Annotated in this window: 17 protein-coding genes and 1 tRNA gene; 8 read left to right on the top strand and 10 right to left on the bottom strand. The window is 64.7% G+C overall.

Features of this window, described 5'->3' with window-relative positions:
• Positions 1–90 precede the first annotated feature (90 nt).
• Complete coding sequence (locus EN846_RS25265; protein ID WP_135913963.1) at positions 91–1,275, bottom strand: HlyD family secretion protein; 1,185 nt, start codon at positions 1,273–1,275, stop codon at positions 91–93.
• A 143-nt stretch (positions 1,276–1,418) separates the two neighbouring features.
• Between EN846_RS25265 and EN846_RS25260 the strand changes: the two genes are divergently transcribed.
• Positions 1,419–2,132, top strand: a complete 714-nt coding sequence (locus EN846_RS25260) for a TetR/AcrR family transcriptional regulator (protein ID WP_127391944.1) — start codon at positions 1,419–1,421, stop codon at positions 2,130–2,132.
• A 209-nt stretch (positions 2,133–2,341) separates the two neighbouring features.
• Complete coding sequence (locus EN846_RS25255) at positions 2,342–4,807, top strand: DNA translocase FtsK (protein WP_127391943.1); 2,466 nt, start codon at positions 2,342–2,344, stop codon at positions 4,805–4,807.
• A gap of 70 nt (positions 4,808–4,877) precedes the next feature.
• On the opposite strand, the gene yihA is transcribed toward EN846_RS25255, so the two are convergent.
• The 5 genes from yihA to rpmH form a co-directional block, all read right to left on the bottom strand.
• Complete coding sequence (gene yihA / locus EN846_RS25250; RefSeq protein WP_127287148.1) at positions 4,878–5,528, bottom strand: ribosome biogenesis GTP-binding protein YihA/YsxC; 651 nt, start codon at positions 5,526–5,528, stop codon at positions 4,878–4,880.
• Positions 5,528–6,166: a CatB-related O-acetyltransferase gene (locus EN846_RS25245; protein WP_127311061.1), complete on the bottom strand. Its 639-nt coding sequence runs from the start codon at positions 6,164–6,166 to the stop codon at positions 5,528–5,530. Before EN846_RS25245 ends, yihA begins: the two co-directional genes overlap by 1 nt.
• Before the next feature lie 274 nt (positions 6,167–6,440).
• On the bottom strand, positions 6,441–8,255 hold the full coding sequence (yidC, locus tag EN846_RS25240) for a membrane protein insertase YidC (protein ID WP_127391942.1): 1,815 nt from the start codon (positions 8,253–8,255) through the stop codon (positions 6,441–6,443).
• A 13-nt stretch (positions 8,256–8,268) separates the two neighbouring features.
• Positions 8,269–8,622: a ribonuclease P protein component gene (gene rnpA / locus EN846_RS25235; protein WP_127391941.1), complete on the bottom strand. Its 354-nt coding sequence runs from the start codon at positions 8,620–8,622 to the stop codon at positions 8,269–8,271.
• 16 nt (positions 8,623–8,638) lie between these two features.
• Positions 8,639–8,773 (bottom strand): 50S ribosomal protein L34, encoded by a 135-nt coding sequence (rpmH, locus tag EN846_RS25230; RefSeq protein WP_008833937.1) that lies wholly within the window; start codon positions 8,771–8,773, stop codon positions 8,639–8,641.
• Positions 8,774–9,050: 277 nt separating this feature from the next.
• Between rpmH and EN846_RS25225 the strand changes: the two genes are divergently transcribed.
• Complete coding sequence (locus EN846_RS25225; RefSeq protein WP_127286822.1) at positions 9,051–10,538, top strand: HAMP domain-containing sensor histidine kinase; 1,488 nt, start codon at positions 9,051–9,053, stop codon at positions 10,536–10,538.
• A 137-nt stretch (positions 10,539–10,675) separates the two neighbouring features.
• Positions 10,676–10,752, top strand: a tRNA-Arg gene (locus EN846_RS25220).
• Between the two features lie 134 nt (positions 10,753–10,886).
• Here the strand turns inward: EN846_RS25220 and EN846_RS25215 are convergent.
• On the bottom strand, positions 10,887–11,246 hold the full coding sequence (locus EN846_RS25215; RefSeq protein ID WP_127391939.1) for a VOC family protein: 360 nt from the start codon (positions 11,244–11,246) through the stop codon (positions 10,887–10,889).
• A 223-nt stretch (positions 11,247–11,469) separates the two neighbouring features.
• On the opposite strand from EN846_RS25215, the gene EN846_RS25210 reads away from it, so the two are divergent.
• The 3 genes from EN846_RS25210 to EN846_RS25200 are packed head-to-tail and all read left to right on the top strand — an operon-like array spanning position 11,470 to position 14,106.
• On the top strand, positions 11,470–12,192 hold the full coding sequence (locus EN846_RS25210) for an NUDIX domain-containing protein (RefSeq protein WP_127391938.1): 723 nt from the start codon (positions 11,470–11,472) through the stop codon (positions 12,190–12,192).
• Between the two features lie 21 nt (positions 12,193–12,213).
• A complete protein-coding gene (locus EN846_RS25205; protein WP_128274430.1) occupies positions 12,214–13,197 on the top strand; it encodes an SPFH domain-containing protein in 984 nt (327 codons plus the stop codon).
• 12 nt (positions 13,198–13,209) lie between these two features.
• Entirely contained in the window at positions 13,210–14,106 is an 897-nt protein-coding gene (locus EN846_RS25200; protein ID WP_127391970.1) for an NAD(+)/NADH kinase, read from the top strand.
• Positions 14,107–14,271: 165 nt separating this feature from the next.
• Here EN846_RS25200 and EN846_RS25195 read toward each other — a convergent pair whose 3' ends face one another.
• Positions 14,272–15,159 carry an RNA polymerase sigma factor gene (locus tag EN846_RS25195; RefSeq protein WP_127391971.1) on the bottom strand — a complete coding sequence of 296 codons (888 nt, stop codon included), beginning with the start codon at positions 15,157–15,159 and terminating at the stop codon, positions 14,272–14,274.
• Between the two features lie 62 nt (positions 15,160–15,221).
• A complete protein-coding gene (locus EN846_RS35950) occupies positions 15,222–15,689 on the bottom strand; it encodes a hypothetical protein (protein ID WP_245509020.1) in 468 nt (155 codons plus the stop codon).
• On the opposite strand from EN846_RS35950, the gene EN846_RS25185 reads away from it, so the two are divergent.
• A complete protein-coding gene (locus EN846_RS25185; protein WP_127391972.1) occupies positions 15,688–16,053 on the top strand; it encodes a VOC family protein in 366 nt (121 codons plus the stop codon). The genes EN846_RS35950 and EN846_RS25185 overlap by 2 nt on opposite strands.
• 101 nt (positions 16,054–16,154) lie before the next feature.
• Here the strand turns inward: EN846_RS25185 and EN846_RS25180 are convergent, their stop codons facing one another.
• Positions 16,155–17,354, bottom strand: a complete 1,200-nt coding sequence (locus EN846_RS25180; RefSeq protein ID WP_127391973.1) for a caspase domain-containing protein — start codon at positions 17,352–17,354, stop codon at positions 16,155–16,157.
• Positions 17,355–17,483 lie beyond the last annotated feature (129 nt).

Below are 17,483 nucleotides of genomic sequence, written 5' to 3'. Positions count from 1 at the left end.
CTTTCCGTCCGGAATTGCGTCAAAACAAATACTTGGGCTGGCTGGGCGGCCCGGCGCTCGACAAGCCGCCGGGCCGCCCCCCAAAAGTGCCTAGTTGGCAGTCGCGGCCGGCGCGGTGCGGCTGTCTGCGGCGACGATGACGCTCAGGCCGGCGCGCAGCTTGCCGGTCTTCAGAACGTCGGCCGGCACGTCGATGCGGACCGGAACGCGCTGCACCACCATGGTGAAGTTGCCGGTGGCGTTTTCCGGCGGCAGCAGCGAGAACACCGCACCCGAAGCCGGCGCCAGCGACGACACCGTGCCTTCGAAGCTCTGGCCGTCGATCGCATCGACCGTGATGCGGACCTTCTCGCCGGCCACCAGATGGCCGAGCTGCGTCTCCTTGAAGTTGCCGACGATGTAGAGCTTGTCCATCGGCACGACGACGGCGAGCTTCTGGCCGGGGCTGACGAGGTCGCCCTGCTCGACCGAGCGGTTGCCGACGACGCCGTCATAGGGCGCCTTGAGGACGGTGAAGGACAGATCGCGCGCCGCCTTGTCGCGGCCGAGCTGCAGCGAGGCCAGCGTGCTTGCGGACTCCGCGCGCTGCGCTTCGAGCACACCGATATTGGCCTGCGCGGCGGCGATCTGCGCGTCGGCGCCGACAAGCGCCGCCTTGGCCTGGTCGAGCGCGGTTTGCGCGTCGTCGAGCTGCGCCTGCGTGCCGACATGGGTCTTGAGCAACTGCGCCGCGCGGTCCTGGGCGCGCGCCGCATTGTCGGCCGCGGCCTGGTCGGCCACCTTCGACGCCTGCGCCTGCTGCAGCGACGCTTGGGCGGCCTTGGTCTGCGCGTCGATGCGGTCGAGCGTCTTCGCCAACGTGGCGATCTGCGCCTCGGCCTGGGCAACGGCTATCTTGTAGTCGCCGTCGTCGATGGTCAGCAGCGGGTCGCCGGCCTTGACCTGCTGGTTCTCGCTCACCAGGACCTTGTCGACATAGCCGGAAATCTTCGGCGACACGAACGACATGTCGGCCTGGACATAGGCGTCGTCGGTTGAGATCATGAAGCGGCCGTCGGTCCAGTAGTCGTAGCCGTACCAGCCAGCGGCGCCGAGCAGCCCAAGCCCGATGATGGGCAGAAGCAGCGAGCGCACCGAACGCTTCTTCTTGGCGGGCGCCTCGGCAGGGGTCACGGTGGCGGGCTGCGGAAGCGCTTCCGGCGCTTCGGTCGATGGTTGGACCTTGGCGTTGGGAAACGTGCGGACTTCGGCGGTGGCGGGCGCGTTCGAGGACATGATATCTCTCAGCAGGTTTATATGAAATTCTGTTATACTGAACCGTTCGGTTCGATCTGGAGATTGACTTAGCGCTAAAACAGGCCCATATCAAGAGGCAATCGAACCGGTTGGTTCGAATTATTTTGCGAGGTGTGACTTTTATGGGCGAAACAGTGTCGGACCCCGGCAACGACCAGTGCGACGTGCTGGACAGCCTGCGTCGCGGCCGCCCGGCGGCCGGGCAGGATCCGGTCAAGCGCAGCCAGATCATCGAGGGCGCGCGCCGTGTCTTCATCGACAAGGGCTTCGAGGCCGCGTCGATGAACGACATCACCCGCGAGGCCGGCGTCTCCAAGGGCACCATCTATGTCTACTTCGCCAACAAGGAAGAGTTGTTCGAGGCGCTGATCGAGGAAGAGCGCGGCACCATCTTCAAGAACATGTACGAGATGCTCGATCGCGCCGGCGATCTGCGCGAGACACTGGTCAAGTTCGGCAAGGTGCTGTCTCTGAAGATCACCTCGGCCAAGGTCATCCAGGCGCAGCGCACGGTGATCGGCGCGGCGGACAGGATACCCGACATGGGCGCCCGGTTTTACGAGCGCGGCCCGAAACGCGGCCATGACAAGGTCATGGCCTTCCTCAATGCCGCCATCGAGCGCGGCCTGCTCAAGATCGACGATGTCGATCTTGCTGCCTATCAGTTCACCGAACTCTGCCTGGCCGGTATTTTCCGGCAGTGCATATTCTCCTACCGCACCAAGGCCCCCAGCCAGGAGGAGATCGACCATGTCGTCAGGTCGGGCGTCGGCATGTTCCTGAAGGCCTACGGGACCGAGAAGCTCGCGGCCGAGGAGCAGGCGCAGTCGGCATGAAAACCTGAAGCGCGCGGAGCGGTTGCGAAGGATCGACGTGCCTTGACGACGCGACGCAGACAGCGTCGTAACGGGCCTCGATGTCCGCCGGGCAGGTCCGTGCTCCCGCCTAAATCGACTGTCGATCGGAGCTCGCCGGAAGAGCTTGTTAACCATCGGTTCCTATGTCTCGGGACACGTTTGTTCGACGAATCTCGAGTGTGACATCCATGCGTTTTACCCGTGCCAATCCTTCCGGCGGTTCCCCCTACGGCGACAACGATGGCAGTCATCCGGAAGATGCCCGGCACCATGGCGCGGCCGCGCCGCCGCAGCGGCAAACCGGGCAGGTCGTCACGCTGCGAGCCGCCGATGAAGGCGATTCGGACGCCGCCGCCTCGTTGGATTCGACTGAAGGCGGCGAGTTCGGCCGCCCGACCTGGCAGCAATATTTCTTCCTCGCGCCCAATGTGCGTTTCACCCGCACGCCGGAGTCCGACAAGCGGCCCACGGCGCAGCCGGATGATGAACCACCGGCCAAGGCGACGCCTTCCCGCGGCGATTCCGTCCGCCCCGCGCCGTCGGCCCCCCGGCCGGTCGCGCCGGCCCGGGAAATCCTTGCTGCGCCCTCTACTGCTCCGGCCAAGCCGCCGCAGGCCATCGGCAGCTCGCCGCAGGCCATCGCCAAGCCGCCTCAGGCCATCGCCGCTCCGCCGCGGGCGGTCGCCACTCCGGCGCAAAAGGCGCAGCCGCCGAAATTCCGCTGGTCCTATCTTTCCGATGATGCGTTTTTCGAATTCAGCATGCCCTTGCTCGCCGAGCGCCTGGCGCGGGCTCGCCTGAACGAATCGTCGCCATCCCCCGCCTCCGCGCCGGTGCATCCTCCGGCGCGACCGATCCGGTCCGGATCCGCCTCCCCGGGCGAGGCAGTTTCGTTCTACCGCATCATCGAATGGCGTTCGAACGGTCCGGCCGCAAGCCCTGCACAGGCCGGCACGCCTGCCGCACGGCCTGCTTCGGTGGAGATTGAACCTCGCGCGCCCGCAGCGGAGCCCGCCGCGCCAATTTCCGTTCCAAAGAGTGCCAGGACCGCGAAGCGCGCGCCGTCTCTGCCCGCCGCCGGCAAGGTGGTGCCGTCGGCCGCCCCGTCCGGCTACGAGCTTCCGTCCGAGGACCTGCTGCAAATGCCGCCGGAGGGCCAGGGCTTCTACATGTCGCAGGAGCGGATGGAACAGAACGCCGACCTGCTCGAAAGCGTGCTGGAGGATTTCGGCGTCAAGGGCGAGATCATCCATGTCCGGCCTGGTCCGGTCGTCACGCTCTACGAGTTCGAGCCGGCGCCTGGCGTGAAATCCAGCCGCGTCATCGGCCTGGCCGATGACATCGCCCGCTCCATGTCGGCGATCTCGGCGCGCGTCGCCGTCGTGCCCGGCCGCAACGTCATCGGCATCGAACTGCCCAACGAGACGCGCGAGACGGTCTATTTCCGCGAGTTGATCGAATCGGCCGGCTTCCGCAACACGTCCTGCAAACTGGCGCTGGGCCTCGGCAAGACGATCGGCGGCGAGCCGGTCATCGCAGACCTGGCCAAGATGCCGCATCTCTTGGTCGCGGGCACCACCGGCTCCGGCAAATCGGTCGCCATCAACACCATGATCCTGTCGCTGCTCTACCGGATGAAGCCGGAGGAATGCCGCCTCATCATGGTCGACCCAAAAATGCTGGAACTGTCCGTCTATGACGGCATCCCGCATCTGCTCACGCCCGTCGTCACCGATTCCAAGAAGGCCGTCACGGCGCTGAAATGGGCAGTGCGCGAGATGGAGGACCGCTACCGCAAGATGGCGCGCCTCGGCGTGCGCAACATCGACGGCTACAACCAGCGCGCCGCCACCGCCCGCGACAACGGCGAGGTCGTTGTCATGCAGGCGCAGGTCGGCTTCGAGAAGGGCACGGGCGAGCCGCTGTTCGAGGAACGGGAGATCGACCTGGCGCCGATGCCCTACATCGTCATCATCGTCGACGAGATGGCCGATCTGATGATGGTGGCCGGCAAGGAGATCGAGGGCGCCATCCAGCGGCTGGCGCAGATGGCGCGCGCCGCCGGCATCCACTTGATCATGGCCACGCAGCGCCCCTCGGTCGACGTCATCACCGGCACCATCAAGGCCAATTTCCCCACCCGCATCTCCTTCCAGGTGACGTCGAAGATCGACAGCCGCACCATCCTGGGCGAGCAGGGCGCCGAGCAGTTGCTGGGCCAGGGCGACATGCTGCACATGGCCGGCGGCGGTCGCATCGTCCGCGTGCACGGACCCTTCGTCTCCGACCTGGAGGTCGAGCATGTCGTGGCGCATCTGAAGGCGCAGGGGCGTCCGGAATATCTCGAAACGGTCACCGCCGACGAGGAGGCGGAAGAAGAGGCGGCCGACGCGGGTCCCGTCTTCGACAAGGGCGCGATGGCCGAAGAGGACGGCGACGCCCTCTACGAGGAAGCCATCAAAGTGGTCAAGCGCGACAAGAAATGCTCGACCTCCTACATCCAGCGCCGCCTCGGCATCGGCTACAATCGCGCCGCATCGCTGGTCGAACGCATGGAGAAGGAGGGCCTGGTCGGCACGCCCAACCACGTCGGCAAGCGTGAAATCCTGGCCGGCCGGCGGGACCACGCGCCGGAGCGCGACGAAACGGATTGACGAGGATCGGGGATGGGGCCGGGCGATACGCCGGTCTTGCTTGACCGGACGTGCCTTCGCGGCGGGTGCGTCAGCCGCCGTTGGCGGCCAGCACGATCGCGGCGCGCAGTTCCTCCAGCCCGTCGCTCTTTTCCGACGACGTCGCCAGGACGAACGGGAAGGCGGCCGGCCGCTTCTTGATCTTGGCCAGCGTCTCCTCGATCAGCCGCGGCACGCCGGCTGCCTTGATCTTGTCGGTCTTGGTCAGCACGATCTGGTAGGAGACTGCCGCCTTGTCGAGCAGCGACAGCACCTCATCGTCCTTGGCCTTGATGCCGTGGCGGGCGTCGATCAGCACATAGACGCGCTTCAGCGTGACGCGGCCCTTGAGGTAGTCGAAGACCAGCTTCGTCCAGTCGTCGACCTTTTCCTTCGGCGCGCTGGCATAGCCGTAGCCGGGCATGTCGACCAGCGCCATCGGCGGCAGGTCGGCGCCTTCGCCGGAAAAACCGTCGGGCACGAAATAGTTGAGTTCCTGCGTGCGCCCCGGCGTGTTCGAGGTCCGCGCCAGCCCCTTCTGGCCGACCAGCGCGTTGATCAGCGACGACTTGCCGACATTCGAACGGCCGGCGAAGGCGATCTCCGGCGGACCCTCCGGCGGCAGGAACTTCATCGCCGGCACGCCGCGGATGAAGACCCAGCCGCGGGTGAACAGGTCGGTGCCGATCACGGTCTTGTCCATCAGACGGCTGCCTCCAGGCGGGCAATGTCGGCGCCCCTGATGGCGTCGAGGTTGCGGCCGATCTTGTCCACCGGCCAGTTCCACCAGCCTGCCATCAGCAACCGCCGGATCGTCTTGTCGTCGAAGCGCATCTTCACCACCTTGGCCGCGTTGCCGGCAACGATCGCATAGGCCGGCACGTCGTGCGTGACAACCGATTTCGCCGCGACGATGGCGCCATGGCCGATTGTCACCCCGGGCATGATCACCGCATCCATGCCGATCCACACATCGTTGCCGACCACCGTGTCGCCGCGGATCTCCTTCGCCCATGTCTTCGGGTCGAAGCCTTCCTCCCAGCCATGGCCGAAGATGTTGAACGGATAGGTCGAGAAGCCCGACATTGCGTGGTTGGCGCCGTTCATGATGAAGCGCGCGCCCTCGGCGATGGCGCAGAACTTGCCGATGATCAGCTTGTCGCCGATGAACGGATAATGGTGCAGCACGCAGCGCTCGGCGAATTTGTCCGGTCCGTCCGGATCATCATAGTAGGTGAAGTCGCCGACCTCGATGTTGGGCGCGCTGACCAGTCCTTTCAGGAAGCCGACGCGCGGATGCATCGGGATCGGGTGCTTGATGTTGGGGTTGGGTCCGGTCATCGGCTGGCTCCGTCCACACTTGCAGCATACGGAGCTTAGGGACGGGCGGCGACCGGGTCTACCCGCGCTGTTGAAGCCGGGGTCCCGCGAAGCAGCGCGGTGACCCCGGCCTGCCGGACGACCTCCCAAACACCGGCGTCGCTGCGCCGGAAGCCGTCGCGGCTTCTTGGGGAGGACTGAGAAAGCTACGGACCACGCCGAGCCGTAGTTTCCCGGCGCCAACAAAAAACCCGGACGAGCCGGGTTTTTCGAAGACAATTGATCGGGCTGCCGGCTATTCCGCCGGCGAGGGTTTCTTGCGGAACAGCGCCGCCAGATTGTCCCACAATTCGATCTTGGCGCCTTGGCGCTTCATGATCACGCCCTGCTGCAGGATCGACAGCAGATTGTTCCAGGCCCAGTAGATGACCAGGCCGGCGGGGAAGCCCGCCATCATGAAGGTGAAGATGATCGGCATCCAGGTGAAGATCGCGGCCTGCGTCGGATCCGGCGGCGTCGGGTTCATGCGCATCTGCAGGAACATGGTGACGCCCATCAGCAGCGGCCAGACGCCGATCATCAGCATATGCGGCAGCGTCATCGGGATCAGGCCGAACAGGTTGAAGATCGAGGTCGGATCGGGCGCGGCAAGGTCCTGGATCCAGCCGAAGAACGGCGCGTGGCGCATCTCGATGGTGATGTAGAGCACCTTATAGAGCGAGAAGAACACCGGGATCTGCAGCGCCACCGGCCAGCAGCCGGCCAGCGGATTGATCTTCTCGGTCTTGTAGAGCTCCATCATCGCCTGCTGCTGCTTCATCTTGTCGTCCGCGTATTTCTCGCGGATTTCGAGCATTTTCGGCTGCACCTTCTTCATGTTTGCCATCGACGCGTAGGACTTGTTGGCGAGCGGGAAGAAGATGGCCTTGACGATGACGGTGGTGGCGAGGATGGCCAGGCCGAAATTGCCGAAGAATTTGTAGAGCGTGTCGATCAGCCAGAACATCGGCTTGGTGATGAAGTGGAACCAGCCCCAGTCGATCAAGAGGTCGAACCGCTTGATGTGGCGGTCCTCGGCGTAGGCGTTGATCTTGGCGACTTCCTTGGCGCCGGCGAACACCTCGGTCTCGACCGTCGCCGACTGGCCGGCATCGACATTGATCGCGTCGGTCAGGAAGTCTGACTGGTAGCGGTGGCGGCCGTCCTCGAAATAGGCGTAGCGCGGCTGGAACGGCTGCTTCTCGGTCGGCACCAGCGTCACCGCCCAGTATTTGTCGGTGATGCCGAGCCAGCCGTCGGTCGACTTGCCGGGCTGGGCCTGCTTGTCTTTCTCGATCGAGGCGTATTTGTGCTCCTGCAGGCCTTCCGTGCCGGTATAGCCGATCAGACCCTCATGCAGCACATAGGTGCTGGCGACGGCGGGCTTGTCGAAGCGGGTGACGCGGCCGTAATTGAACAGCGAGACGGGCGCCGTACCTGAGTTCTGCACAGTGTCGGAGACCGTGAACATATAGTCGTTGTCGACTGAGACGGTGCGCTTGAAGGTCAGGCCCTTGTCGTTCGTATAGGTCAGCGTCACCGGCGTCGACGGCGTCAGCGTGGCGTTGCCGTCGACCGTCCACACCGTGTCGGCGCCCGGCACCGCGCCGGTCTTGTCGTTGCCGACAAAGCCGATCTCGGCGAAATAGCCGTTGGGCAGCGCCGACGGGTTGAGCAGCTCGATCTCGGGCGAGTTCTTGTCGACGGTCTCGGTGTAGTGCTTGAGCTTGAGGTCGTCGAGGCGCGCGCCGGTGAGGTTTATCGAACCTTCCAGGCTCGGCGTGTCGATCTTGACGCGGCTGGTCGCGGCCAGCGCCTGCGCGCGGCCGGCCGCCGTCACGGCCTCGCCGCCAGGAGCGCTCGGAATGGCGCCGGGCGCGGGGGCCGGCGTGACGGCAGCACCCGGATTGGCCGCTTCGGCCGCCTTCTTCTGCTCGGCCTGCCGCTGTTCCTCGATGCGGGCCGCCTCGCGCTGCTGCTCGACGCGCGGGTTCATGTAGAACACCTGCCACAGCGTCAGGATCAGCACCGACAGCGCGATGGTGATGAAGAAATTGCGGTTGTTTTCCATCGAAGCCCTTGGCCTATCGTGTTCCGCGCAGTCGGCGGGAAAGCTCGGCCTTCAACTGGCCGAACGGAATGGCGAGCACGTCTTCACGCCCGACGATGACATAGTCATTGCCGGGCGCCATGTCATCGGCCGCGTGCGTGCGCACGGCTTCTCTCAGCCGGCGCCGGACGCGGTTGCGCACGACCGCATTGCCGACCTTCTTGGTGACGGTGTAGCCGACGCGCGGCGACAATCCGTCGCCACGGTCGAGAACCTCGACGAGGAAAAGCCGCCCGCGGCGCTTCTCGCCGCCGCGGACAGCCAGGAAATCCGCGCGCTTCAGAAGCCGCTTGGGATGTGCTCCCACTGGCTTGCCGGTTGCGGGCAACGATCTCGTCTTCCGTTCAGGCGCTGAGCCGCTTGCGGCCGCGATTGCGGCGGGCTGCGACGACGCCGCGACCACCCTTGGTGGCCATGCGAGCACGGAAACCGTGCCGGCGCTTGCGGACGAGTTTGGACGGTTGGTAGGTACGCTTCATTTGTTTTAATACCGCGGGGTGCGGCCCTTCTTGATTCTGTCACTCTGTAACAGGAGCTTTGCCGGGCCAGTTTAGGCGCGATCGAAACCGCGCCGGGACGAATGGCCCGAGCGTGAGCGGGCTTATAGAAAGAAGGGTTTTGGAAGTCAATCCGGCGCCGCTGCGCCCTTTGTCGCGATCGCGCGGTGGATGTTTTTTTCTCCGGCAAGGATGAAATTGGCAAAAAAGCCGCAATCGCCTAATCTTCGCTATCAAGTGTTTGTGAAGACCCTGAAGCATGACTGAAGCCCAAGCCACGGACGACAGGGCCGGCGCGGCGAGCACCGCCGCCCGCACGGTGCCCCTGTCGCGCGGCCTGTCGACCAAGCTTCTTCTGCTCACCATCGTCTTCGTGCTCTTGGCCGAAATCCTGATTTTCCTGCCCTGGATCGCCAGCTACCGGGTGAGCTGGCTGAAGGAGCGGTTGGGCACGGCGGCCGCGGTGTCGATCGTGCTGGTGCAGGGCGAGCCCAACTCGCTCTCGCGCACGGCCCAGAACGACGTGCTGATGGCGATCGGCGCCAAGGCGATCGCCGTGCGCGACGGCGGCGTCTCGCGGCTTTTGGTGGTGTCCGAGATGCCGCCGCAGGTCGACGAGCACATCGACATTTCCAAGGTCGGCATGATCGACGGCATGACCGGGGCGCTCGACACACTGTTCTTCGGCGGCAAGCGCATGCTGCGCGTATTCGGCCCGGTCGGCGAGAGCGACAAGGAATTCGAGCTGATCATGCCCGATTATGCCTTGCGAAGCGCCATGCTGGTCTATTCGCGCAACGTCGCCTTCGTCTCGCTGCTGATCTCGCTGTTCACCGCCATGCTGGTCTATGCCGCGATCGACCTGATCATGATCGGCCCGATCCGCACCATGACGCGCTCGATGCTGTCCTTCTCCGAGGCGCCCGACGACCCCGGCCGCATTATCCGTCCCGCCGCCCGCGCCGACGAGATCGGCGTCGCCGAGCGCGAGCTGTCGCAGATGCAGGAACGGCTGCAGAAGATGCTTTCCGAGCAGAAGCACCTCGCCGATCTCGGGCTCGCCGTGTCGAAGATCAACCACGACATGCGCAACATCCTGGCCTCCGCGCAGCTGATGTCTGACCGCCTGCGGCTGGTCAAGGACCCGACCGTGCAGTCCTTCGCGCCGAAGCTGCTGCGCGCGCTCGACCGCGCCGTGTCCTATTCGGAAGGCGTGCTCGCCTATGGCCGCACGCAGGAGCCGCCGCCGTCGCGCCGCCGCGTGCGGCTGCGCCAGCTGGTCGAGGACGTGCACGGCCTGCTCGACATCGAGGAGGGCATCGATTTCGTCAACGGCGTCGAGCACGCCTTCGAGGTCGACGCCGATTCCGACCAGCTGTTTCGCGTGCTCACCAATCTCTGCCGCAACTCGGTGCAGGCGATGGCGGCCGACACCGAAAGCGCGGTCGTGCGCCGGCTGGCGGTCTCGGCCGAGCGCCTGGGCAGCGTCAGCCGCATCGTCGTCACCGACACCGGCCCCGGCCTGCCGCCGAAAGCGCGCGAGAACCTGTTCGCCGCCTTCCGTGGCTCGGCGCGCAGCGGCGGCACCGGGCTGGGGCTGGCCATCGCCTACGAGCTGATCCGCGCCCATGGCGGCACGGTCGAGCTGGTCGAATCGATCGGCGGGCGCACCACCTTCGCCGTCACCATCCCCGACCAGCCGGTCCGCCTCGACCAGGCCCGCGGAAGTCTGCGCCGACCGGCCTAGTCCGGACAAAAAGCACCTGCGACAAAACTTTTGCCGGATCGGCTTGCTTTTCGGAAATTCAGTCGTTAGGGAACACGTCTCGTCGCGGCCGGTCGTCACGATCGGATCGCGGGGCTATGCAAAGCATGGCCTGTTGCGCGCCCGTAGCTCAGCTGGATAGAGCACCAGACTACGAATCTGGGGGTCAGGAGTTCGAATCTCTTCGGGCGCGCCATTTCACCATCGACGCGTTGAACTCCTCCGCTAGGGCAACGAGTAGGTCGTCACCTACCCGCAATCCGACACCTCCTCAAACAGCTTGATGGCCCCTGGGTTGCCCCAGTTCGCGGCAGGCGTCAGGAGCTTCAATTACTTGAACTCAAACAGTTCAATCAGGTTGCCCGATGGGTCTTTCAGAAGTCTGGTTCGACCGGCCCCCGCTTCGCTGATTTCGCCCCTGAATTCGGCCCCATCGGCATTCAACCGGCTGATGAGCCCATCCAGGTCCTTCGTGATGATCATGAACCGGTTCCAGCCGCCGGGCTCCGGAGTGCCGCCGGCTGTTCCTCCACTACCCGCTCCCGGGGCGCTCAAATAGAGCGTCAGATCATCACGAACGAGCGCTGCGAACTTGCCGGGATTGTGCATGTTCACCGAGAACTCGAGTCTGTCGCGATAGAATTCGACCGACCTATCGACGTCCGTCACGATGTAGCGGATGGAGGCCATTGCGCGAGCTCCGTTTTGACCGCACAGCTTGACGTGCAAACGCGCGGATCCGCCTGGCGTTCCAACAGCACCCTGACATCGAGTTAACGGCGATCAGCGCGCAGGACAGGTGCACGGACGGTCTACGCTCACCTTCTTGACCGTCTCTCGACCTCCTGCGCGCCAGTTGACATATATTCAAGATAGATATATGTAACTTGCGTAATAGACACGAGACACGTCAATGAGCGAGACCGATTTCCTCAAGGACTACGACCCCAGCGCATTCCAGCGGCCGTCGGTGGCGGTCGACCTCGTCCTGCTGGGGCTGCGCGACGGGCGCCCCACGGTCCTGCTGCTCAGGCGCGACCAGCATCCGCACGCAGGCCGCTGGGCGTTGCCGGGCGGCTTTGTCGGCATCGACGAGTCCCTCGATGCCGCTGCCGCGCGGGTGCTGCGCGAGAAGGCCGCAATCGAGGGTGCTCGCCTCGAACAGCTCTACACCTTCGGCGCGGTCGATCGTGACCCGCGCATGCGCATCATCAGCGCTGCCTATCTCGTTCTGCTGACCGAGACGGCCTTCGCCGCGGCCGCGCGGGCGATGCCAACTTTGCTGCCCGCCGCGATCCATGTGCCCTGGGCCGGCGAGGCCGGCGGTCCGGTCAACGTGCTGTCGCCGGACAACGAAAAGCTCACGCTCGCCTTCGACCACGCTGACATCCTGGCGATGGCGATGCTCAGGCTGCGCGGCAAGCTCGATTATTCCGACGTCGCCTTCGCGCTGCTGCCGGAACTGTTCACGCTGCGGCAGCTCCAGGATGTGCACGAGGCGATTCTCGGCACATCGCTCAACAAGCCGGCCTTTCGCCGGCGGCTGCTCGACAAGGGCTGGTTGGCGGCGACCGGCGCCTATGAGGCGGGCACCGCCTACCGACCGGCAGAACTTTACCGTTTCCAGCGTCCGTAACCGATTGAGGGAGAGACTATCATGGCCACCATCCGCAACTTCGGCTTCATCGCCCAGCTCCGCAGCGAGGCGAGCAGCCACGTCATCCGCTATCGCGATGGTCGCGTGAAGCAGAGCGGCCGCGGCCTGGTGTTCTGGTTCGCGCCGGAAACCGCCAGCATTGCCGAAGTGCCGATGGACGACCGGGAGATGACGCTGTTCGTCAAGGGCCGCAGCCAGGATTTCCAGACCGTGGCCGTGCAGGGCACGGTCGGCTGGCATGTCGTCGATCCCGGGCGGCTGGCGGAGCGCGTCGATTTCAGCATCAATCTCAGGACCGGCAAGCCACAGGGCGAGCCGATCGAGAAGATACAGGCGCGCATCGCCGGCATCGCCAACCAGGCGGTGCAGCAATATCTCGGACAGGCGCCGGTCCGCGCGCTTCTCGACGCCGGCCCCGCCCCGTTGCGCGAGCGGCTGCAGGCGGTTGTCGCCGCCGACCCGGCGCTGATCGACATTGGCGTCGCCGCGGTCACCGTGCGGCTCACCAACCTCACCCCGACGAGCGAGCTCGAGCGGGCCTTGCAGACACCGACCTTCGAGGCGCTGCAGCAGAAGGCCGACGAAGCGACCTTCGAACGCCGGGCGCTCGCCGTCGAAAAGGAGCGTGCCATCGCCGAAAATGAAATGGCGACCAGGACCGAACTGGCGCGGCGCGAGAAGCTGTTGATTGCCGAGGAGGCCGAAAACGCCCGCAACCGCGCCACCGGCGCGGCGGAGGCGCAGCAGGTCGAGGCGGCCGCCGAGGCGGAGCGCATCCGCACCGTCGAGGGCGCCAGGGCCGAGGCCGAACGGCAGCGCATCGCCATCTACCGCGACCTGCCGCCCGCGATCCTGCTCGGCCTCGCCGCCCAGCAGCTCGCCGGCAAGCTGGAGAAGATCGAGCACGTCAACGTGACGCCGGACCTGCTCGCCACCGTGCTCGGCGAATTCCGCAAGAGCCCGGCGGTGATCGAGGCCCGCTGAGGGGGGCGAAGCATGGCGGCGAACCGACCCCGCGCGGTCTTCGTGACGCGCGAGACCGACTACGAGCTGCTGGTCGCGCGCCACGCGACGCGCGACCAGGCACGCTTCTTCCTGCAGACGCGCGGCCAGCGGCTCGAGGATGTCGAGGTCCGGCACGACAAGTTCCATGCCGTGCTGGGCGCGGCACGGGCCTCGGTGCCGGCGGATTGGCGCCAGACCCTGGTCAAGCGCGCCGACCTCGACCGCTTCCTGTTCGCGGCCGACGACGTTGTCGTGCCGGTGGGACAGGATGGGCTGGTCGCCAATGTCGCCAAGTACCTCGACGGCCAGCCCGTGCTCGGCGTCAATCCGGCGCCGGATCTCTATGACGGTGTGCTGGTCCGCATCGGCGTCGGCCGGCTGGGCAAGCTGCTCGCCGCCAGCATAGCCGGCAATGTCGGCATCGAATCGCGAACCATGGTTCAGGCCGAGCTCGATGGCGGCGAAACGCTCCTCGCGCTCAACGAGATCTTCGTCGGCCACCGCAGCCACCAGTCGGCCCGTTACCGGATCGAGGCGGAGGGCGAGGCGGAAAACCATTCCTCCAGCGGCCTCATCGTCGCCTCCGGCACCGGCGCGACGGGCTGGGCGCGCTCGATCATGGAAGCGACGCATCTCGACCTGTCGCTCGGCCGCGAAGAGCACGCAGTGGGCTTCTGGGTGCGCGAGCCGTTTCCGAGCGTCGCCACCGCCACGAATTTGCGCGCCGGCAAGATCACCGAAAGCCCGCTCCTCATCACATCGCGCATGAACGAGGGCGGCGTGATCTTCGCCGACGGCATCGAGCAGGATTTCATCGCCTTCGACTGGGGCAGGCAGGTCCAGCTGCAGCCGGCATCGCGGGCGCTGCGGCTGGTCGTCGATCAGTGACCAACAGCATGCTGGCGCGAGGTGGATGCCGCCGCGTCGAAGCCAGCAAGTTCGACGGGACGGCCTAGGGGCCGCCCCGCCTGCGTTGCCTTCCCGGTACGGACTAGTGGCCCGATCCGGCATGCCCACCGACCTGTTCGGGCAGTGATGGCGCCCTGCTTCCGTTCAGTCGATCGGACGGATATCCGCATCCGCCAGGCAGTAGGGCGCGTAGCGGAAATCGCGGATACCCGCGACCTCTTCGCCGCGCCACTCGACCAGCATGAAACCGCGCGCCGCGCCGTCCGGAACCTTCGGATCGCGGATCAGGATCGCCGGCCGGCCGTCGACAAAACCGAGCGACAATGCCCAATCGCTGACGCGGTCGTAATTGCCGAAATAGGTCGAGGCTTGCTTCTTGCCTCTGAGACGCGTGCGGTTGACGACTTCGAGCTGAATATCCTCGGCGATCAGCGCCCTGACGGCGTCGAAGTCGCGCGCGTTGAACAGGTCGACGTAGTGGCGCAGTCGCCGCTCGTCGTCGGCATCGAGCGCCGGCATGACGGCTTCTTCCGGCGCTGCTGCCAACGCCCTCAACTCGGCCCGCCCGCGATGCAGCGCCGCCTTGGTGGCGGCAAGCGTCGCGCCCGTCGCTTCGCAGGTTTCGGAAAGGCTGAGGCCGAGCACGTCGACCAGGATAACGGCGCTGCGCTGCGGCAGAGTGAGCTGCATGAAAGTGCGCAGGCTGGTGGCAGCTGCAAGCCTCGCCTCCGCGCTGGCGGAGAGGTCTTCCACTCCGGTCATATCGGCCTCGCTTAGGCGGGAACGCTCCCGCTGGCGGTGGCGCAGATAGTCCTGTGCCGCATTGTGGGCGATGCGAAACAGCCATTGCTCCGGACGGTCGACTGCGGCGTTGCCGTCGATCGCCTGCAGCGCCTTCAGCACCGTCTCCTGCACGATGTCCTCGCCGTCGATGACGGAGCCGGCCATGCGGGCTGCGTAGCGGTGCAACTTCGGACGCAGGCCGGCCAGCATCGCGTCCAGCGCCGCCCGGTCGAATTTCGATGACATCATTGCGTTCATTCCCGAGCAGGCTGCGGCACGGCGACGCCAGGAGGGCCGTGCCGGCACTGAGGTCAGGCCGGCATGGCCTCACTGGCATTGTCCAGCATACGATAGTTGCCGACGATTTTTGCCGCCGATCTGGCGAGAGCGCCGGAGCGCCGCTCGGCGTGGTCGGCGCTGAAAGCCTTGAAGGCGTCGAGCCCGGTCAGGGCGGCGCTGTCCTTGTCATACCCGACAAGATGCACGAACTCGCCATTCTCCAGCTCCAGAACGAGGTAGCGCACGGATAGCGGCTTCGTTTCGTCGAGCGCCTCGAACACCTTTGCAACCAGGGTACGGTTTTCGGCGATGCTTTCATCCTTCACGCCGTAGCGGATGAGATTGTAGCCCATTGTCATCTCCTTTTCTGGGTTTGCCCACAAAAGACGTTCCGCAGCATCGAAAAGATTCTCAAGGTGGCCCGAATCTTTCTGCGCGTCTGCGTCGTCTTTCGTCCGTCGAGGCCGCGCGGCGGCCTCCGCGATGAGGAGAGACATCATGCATATCCAGTTTGCCGAACTTCCGGTGTTCGACCAGGACCGCGCCAAGGCGTTCTATACCGATCACCTTGCCTGCCAGGTGATAGCCGACCAGCCGATGGGCGAGGGCGGCTGGCGCTGGATCGAGCTGGCGTTTCCCGACGCCGTCACCAACCTGCATTTTGTCAGACGCGCCGACGAGGCGCCGGGGGTCGACCCCGTGCTGGTGCTGGTCGACGACAACGTCGAGGGCACGTTCGCATCGCTGAAGGCGAAGGGTGTCGAAATCGTCACCGAGCCTCAGGAAGCTCCATGGCAGCCTGGCCGCACCGTCGCCGAGTTCCGCGACAGCGAGGGCAACCGTATGGTGCTGGCAAGCCGGTAATCTGGACGCATGCCCTCAGGTTGCAATGTCGGATTGTGGGATCAAGCGAACACGCCCGCCGCACCCGAATTTGCTACGCAAGGCGATAATCCGCGGGTCGTCTAACCCCCAAGCTGTTGCAGTTTGCGACAGGCACGCCTTACGCCTTCACGGCATCTCTCGCGACATCTCTCTTTGTTGCCATCCCTGCATCGTCCAACGGATTCCTGCTTGGCAGGTGCGGTCGTTTCCGCCGAACGATTGGCGGAAGGCTCGTTGATCGGCAGCGAGGCTTGCGGCTTGCGACTGACTTTCCTTGTTAGGGTTTTCTTGCGTGGCGGCGAAGGTGCTTGGAACTTGGCAATTCGGCTCTTCGCTATTTCGATGAACGCACCATTCGGAAATGCCGCCAGATAGGCACGATACATGGAGACATCGGATGTATCCTTGATCGATTTCCAAAACTCGAGGTCTTTCGCCGTATTGATGTCTGGCTGAGGAAGCTCTGACGGAGACTGATTATTGAATGTGGGATCTGGGTTGAATGAGAACCCCGGCTCCACCAAGGACGAATTGCTCCAGGGAACCTGCCTTCCAGACGTCGCGTTCATGACGTCCAAGCGGACGCGACGCATGAGAATTTCAATGTCGATCGAGGGAGTCTTTATGCGCTTCACAAGAGAGTCTGCAAACGGGCTATGATTGACGGCCCCATCGAGAGCGACATTGCCCGGCTGTGTTGCAAAGCCGATGAAGACCCCCCTGCCGGCATCCAGCGCTCCCAGCCCCTTTTCTATCGCAAAGCCGCGACTCTGACTCTGTCCACTTAGTTGCTTGACGAAAGGATTGTCCCGACAGGCATCGAGAAGGACGATGGCGGTATTTTCCTCGGCCGTCATGGCTGCGATAATGTCTTGCAAGCGCTCAGCCTCCAGAGCCAAGTCGGCCGGACGGTGAAGGGCGGCATCAACAGGCAATAGGTAGTTTTCTCCGTTCGCTTGGAGCCCGTGTCCGGCGTAGTAAAAAAGCGAGACATCACCCGGCTGCAAGTTTCGCCTGAATTTTCCGATGAGTTCCCTGAACGTTGAGGCGTCGGCATCCAGGCCAAGCGTGACCTTAAACCCGGTCTCTTCCAAAATTCGAGCGATCGCATTCGCGTCATTCACCCCGTTGGGGAGCGATGGCGCATAGCGGTAGGCGGAGTTGCCGATGACAAGTGCATATCTGTGACTGCGCTGACTGATTTCGGCCTCAGAGGACGCAGGTGTCGACAAGCCAGCCAGAAAAAGAAGGCACGCGCACAACAAGCAAATCTTGGACATTGCGACGTTCCCGAGGAACGAAGAATGTTAGCATCTGTTAATGCGCGGGGGTACCCACACAAGAGATGGTCTTGCTTGCGAAATGATGCGGCAAACGAGGCGCGCCCGACGTCACGAGCCTGCGGGAAC

The organism is Mesorhizobium sp. M4B.F.Ca.ET.203.01.1.1 (assembly GCF_004791025.1).
GTDB lineage: Bacteria > Pseudomonadota > Alphaproteobacteria > Rhizobiales > Rhizobiaceae > Mesorhizobium > Mesorhizobium abyssinicae.
This window is presented reverse-complemented; position numbering and strand designations above follow the sequence as displayed.